5 protein-coding genes are annotated in these 4,206 nt (G+C 60.8%); 2 read left to right on the top strand and 3 right to left on the bottom strand.

From position 1 onward, the window contains the following. The 3 genes from ACXRVY_RS18800 to ACXRVY_RS18810 form a co-directional block, all read right to left on the bottom strand. Nucleotides 1-624: 5-oxoprolinase subunit C family protein (locus ACXRVY_RS18800; RefSeq protein WP_458237964.1), on the bottom strand; the 624-nt coding region annotated here is incomplete at its 3' end. Beyond that, nucleotides 621-1,325, bottom strand: a complete 705-nt coding sequence (pxpB, locus tag ACXRVY_RS18805) for a 5-oxoprolinase subunit PxpB (RefSeq protein ID WP_223462026.1) — start codon at nt 1,323-1,325, stop codon at nt 621-623. The genes pxpB and ACXRVY_RS18800, both read right to left, overlap by 4 nt. Continuing rightward, on the bottom strand, nt 1,322-2,074 hold the full coding sequence (locus ACXRVY_RS18810) for a 5-oxoprolinase subunit PxpA (protein ID WP_223462024.1): 753 nt from the start codon (nt 2,072-2,074) through the stop codon (nt 1,322-1,324). Before ACXRVY_RS18810 ends, pxpB begins: the two co-directional genes overlap by 4 nt. Nucleotides 2,075-2,448: 374 nt before the next feature. On the opposite strand from ACXRVY_RS18810, the gene ACXRVY_RS18815 reads away from it, so the two are divergent. After that, a complete protein-coding gene (locus ACXRVY_RS18815; RefSeq protein WP_223462022.1) occupies nt 2,449-3,378 on the top strand; it encodes a LysR family transcriptional regulator in 930 nt (309 codons plus the stop codon). A gap of 112 nt (nt 3,379-3,490) precedes the next feature. Beyond that, nucleotides 3,491-4,206: IucA/IucC family protein (locus tag ACXRVY_RS18820; RefSeq protein ID WP_458237965.1), on the top strand; the 716-nt coding region annotated here is incomplete at its 3' end.

Genomic DNA, 4,206 nt, shown 5'->3' on the forward strand with positions numbered 1-4,206 from the left:
GTCGAGGCTCCACACGCTGTTGAATGCATCGAACAGGCTCTGCCCGCTGAACTCACCGATCTGTGCACCGAGGACCAGGTCTAACGGAGCATCAAGGTTCAAGTCCGGCCGCTGGTCTGCGGTCATTTCGCGCAGCAACATCACCGAGTTGCCCGAATAGCTCAATGACGCGCCMTTACCCAGCGCATGGCCCATACCGTCCAGGCCGCCGAGTTCCTCACGAACCACCGTCGCGCTGCTGCCCAGCACTTTCGGTGCATCAAACCCACCCGGCGCCGCCAGATAGGCCCGGGCGCCGAGCAATGGCCGGGTAAACTGCAAACGCTGCCCCTCGTGCAGCCTGAAACTGCGCCACGGCGCCAGCGCCTCGCCGTCCACCTGCGCGCCAAGATCCGCTCCGGCCAAKGCCAGCACGCATTCCTCCTCCGCCACGACGGTAAACCCGCCGAGGGTGATTTCGATCACCGGCGCATCCAGTCCGTTGCCCAACAGCCAATTGGCCCAGGACATCGAACGCCAATCGGCCGCTCCACCCTGGGTCACGCCCAGATGCCGCACGCCGAAACGACCAGCGTCCTGCAACAGGCACAGCGGCGTACTCGCTTCAATCGTCAGACGGCTCATGCCTGGGCCTCCAGTGGCGTGTCGTCACCGCCCAGGTTAATGAACTCGGCATGGCCGATCGCTTCGAACCGCACAGTGTCACCGGGCTGCATCAGGCTGTAGCCGTCACGGTTGCGATCGAACAATTTGGCCGGCGTGCGGCCAATCAGGTTCCAGCCGCCCGGCGACACCACCGGGTAAGCCGCCGTCTGCCGTTCGGCGATGCCGACACTGCCGGCCGCGACTTTCTTGCGTGGCGTGTTCAGACGCGGTGCGGCAAGTACCTCTTCCACCAGTCCCATGAAGGCGAAGCCCGGTGCAAAGCCCAGGGCGAACACCTGATATTCACGCTCGCTGTGACGACGGATCACCTCCTCCACCGCCATCCCGCTGCGCTGCGACAACAGGTTCAGCTCCGGTCCGACGCTCAAGTCGTACCACACCGGCAACACATGACATTTACCGCGGGCATGAGCGTTAGGCGACAGATCGATCAGCGCCTGGGCGATTAACTCCCGGGCCTGGGCGGGACTCAGCGCGGTCAAGTCGTAATGCACCATCAAGGTGGTGTAGGACGGCACCAGATCGATCAAATGCTCACCGAATGCCGCCCGCAGACTTTCACTGGCCGCCAGCATCCACGGCATGTTGGTTTCGGCAATTTCATCGAACAGGCGCACCATCAGGCAATCCAGCGCCACCACTTCCACCCGCAGTTTCATGACGCGCTCTGCCGGTTCAAGGCTTCACGGATGCGTTGCACGGCAGCGACCGAACTGGCGTTGTCGCCGTGTACGCACAGGGTATTGGCCCGCAAATGCAGGGCGCTGCCGTCACTGGCAGTCAGGTTTTCACCACGAGCAATGGTCAGCGCTTGCTCGATAATTGTTTCCGGGTCGTGATGCACCGCTCCCGGCAGTTGTCGCGACACCAGCCTGCCGGCACTGTCGTAGGCACGGTCGGCGAAGGCCTCGAACCACAGCGTCACGCCGTATTCATCACCCAGTTGTTGGGCGGCGCTGTTGTCGCGGGTTGCCATCAACATCAGCGGCAGGTTGCGGTCATAGGACGCCACCGCTTGCAGCACGGCGCGCAACTGCGCCGGGTTGGCCATCATGTCGTTGTACATCGCGCCATGGGGTTTGACGTAACTGACCCGACCACCCTGGGCCCGGCAGATGCCGTCGAGGGCGCCGATCTGGTAATGCAGAATGTCTTGAAGCTCCTGGGTGGCATACGCCATCGAACGGCGGCCGAATCCCACCAGATCCTGATAGGCCGGATGCGCGCCAACTTGCACACCGTGGCTGAGGGCCAGGCTGACGGTCTTGCGCATGACGCTCGGATCGCCGGCGTGAAAACCGCAGGCGATGTTGGCGCAATCGATAAAGGGCATGATTTCTGCGTCCAGACCCATGGTCCAGTTGCCGAAACTCTCGCCGATGTCACAGTTCAATAGCAGGCGGCTCACGCTGAACACTCCTGTAGGCTTTATTCTTTTTAGCTGCGGGACATATCTGTAAGACAAGCCCGCAGGTTATCAGTTACCGGGCGTCGAGTTGCTTGCCACGGGTTTCTGGCAGGCTCAGGGCCGCGAGGATCACGTGCGGCGTTCCTGCTGATTGATGTTGCGATACCAGTCGAAAGGTCCCGGACGGGCCGAGGCTTTCGGGATGGCGGGGGTGTCGGGCGCACTCATGGCAAATCTCCGCGCTGATTTTATTGGTATTGTTCTGAGCCCCGACGACGCCTATCGTGGGAACCGGATGCGTCGATTCTTGGACGCGCGCCCCTGCTGCGTCCAACTAATAAAAACCCGCCTTAGACATAAGAAATCTTTATCCCATGAACCTGAAGTTTCTCGAGACCTTCGTCTGGGTCGCCCGACTCAAGAGTTTCCGCCTGACCGCTGACAAGCTCTTCACTACTCAGGCCTCGATTTCCAGCCGCATCGCAGTGCTTGAAGGCGAGCTTGGGGTAAAGCTGTTTCTGCGGGATTCGCGCGGCGTGAGCCTGACGCCGGAGGGCCTTAAAGTGCTCGATTACGCCGAGCAAATGATGGACACCATGCAGGCACTCAAGCAGTCGATCGAAACCCGCTCGAGCAAGGCCGGACGGGTGCGCATCGGCGTGATGGACACGGTGATCCACACCTGGCTCAGCCCGTTGGTGGCGCAGATGACTGATCACTACCCACTGGTGGAAATCGAGCTGGTGGCCGATACCTCGCTCAACCTCTGCGATCAGCTGCAAAAAGGCTTTCTCGACGTGATCCTGCAAACCGACCTGCTGCGCCAGGAAAGCGTGCGCAGCCTGGAACTGGCCAGCCACCCCATGGGCTGGATTGTGGCCAGCAATTCCCTGTACAACCGTGAGTATTCAGGCGTCGCCGATCTGGCGAAAGAGCGGATCATTACCTACTCGAAAAACTCCCACCCGCATCAGGAAGTGCTCGCCCTGATGCAGGCCAATGGCGTGATGACGCCACGGTTGAACTGCGTGAACTCGGTGTCGGCGATTACCCGGCTGCTGCGCGACGGTTTTGGCGTTGGCGCGTTGCCGCCGGTGCTGGTGGCCGAGGAACTGGCGCGTAGTGAATTGACCTTGCTGGACATCGATCAGCGACCACCCGACTTGCAGGTGGTGGTGTCGTGGCGGGTGGGCGTTGAGTGGGTCGAGGAGATTGTGGCGTTGTGTCAGCAGGTGTTGGAGGAGTATGCGCGGAAGGTGGGAGAGCGCTACATGGTCTTGAGCAAACCCCTCGTCGGTCTCTGAAAAGGAGTTCCTCATACTACAAGTAGGAACTACTATCATTTGCATTATTATTTGGAAAATGTATTCTCTGCGCGCATTCAGCTAAACCACTGTCCAGAAGGAGTCGGACTCGATGCGCGCTTACACGCAAAAACAGCAGCAATTGCTCTCAAACTGGAGCGAAGCCCTCGGCACTCCGGCCTTCCAGTCCCACCGCATCACCCTCGACCATTTGAGCAATGCCCTGGAGCCCGCCGCCCAGCGCTGCTTCCAACGCCTGATCCAGGCGCTGTTTCGCGAAGGTCTGATCAACCCCGACGCCTGCGAATACGACGACGACAGTCGTTGCTGGCTGCCGCTTGGCGACGGTGCGAAGCTTTGCTTCGATCACCTGTCGGGCGGAAGAATGAACAGCTGGGACGTTCGCGGCAGCATCGTCCTGCACACCCCCGACAGCCTGCCCCACAAAATCCAGCTGCCCAGCGAACTGCTCGCTCACCTCAGCACTCAGCTCAACCCGCCCGCCTCCCCGCAGGTACTGGAACGTCTGGCCCGCGAACTGGACGATAGCTACAGCAACGACACCCTGTGCCTGGCGTTCCACCATGGATGGACCGAGCGCCTGAGAGAGCAGATCGACACCGAGCACGACGACAATCTGCTCGCCTGGCTCAAAGCCAGCCCCAACCACCAGAACCCGACGTCACTGCTCGAACAGTGGGGCACGCTCGGCCACCCCTGGCATCCGAACTACAAGACCAAACTGGGCTTGAGCGCTGCACAGGTCATCGCTTTCTCGCCGGAATTCGAAGCGAGTTTTCCAATTGTGCTGTGCGCCCTGCACCGTCA

It is taken from the genome of Pseudomonas sp. P5_A2_2, from assembly GCF_054177685.1.

Coding starts and splice junctions, on each gene's coding strand:
- pxpB (WP_223462026.1), bottom strand. CDS start 1,325: ATGAAACTGCGGGTGGAAGTGGTGGCGCTGGATTGCCTGATGGTGCGC.
- ACXRVY_RS18815 (WP_223462022.1), top strand. CDS start 2,449: ATGAACCTGAAGTTTCTCGAGACCTTCGTCTGGGTCGCCCGACTCAAG.